Annotated in this window: 1 pseudogene; it reads right to left on the minus strand. The window is 50.5% G+C overall.

Annotation, left to right across the window (positions count from 1 at the left end):
• Window positions 1-311, minus strand: a pseudogene (locus NE473_RS30860) (signal recognition particle-docking protein FtsY); the annotation flags it as partial.

Consider the following 311-nt stretch of genomic DNA (forward strand, 5'->3'; position numbering starts at 1 on the left):
GCCTCTTCTTTCTCTTCCACATGGAATAATGCATATACAAACTCTTCCGCGTTAAATTTCTGCAGATCGTCGATCTTCTCTCCAACCCCCACGTATTTGACCGGAATCCCCAGATCCGACTGGATTGCCACGGCGATTCCGCCTTTGGCGGTTCCATCCAGCTTCGTTAAGATGATTCCCGTAATATCCGCCACTTCCATAAACTGTCTGGCCTGTGAAAGTGTATTCTGTCCGGTCGTACCGTCCAGCACTACCAGCGTCTCCCGGTAGGCCTCCGGAAACTCCTTGTCGATGATCCGGTTAATCTTCTT

The sequence above is a fragment of the Hungatella sp. SL.1.14 genome, from assembly GCF_024460495.1.
Lineage (GTDB): Bacteria > Bacillota > Clostridia > Lachnospirales > Lachnospiraceae > Hungatella > Hungatella hathewayi.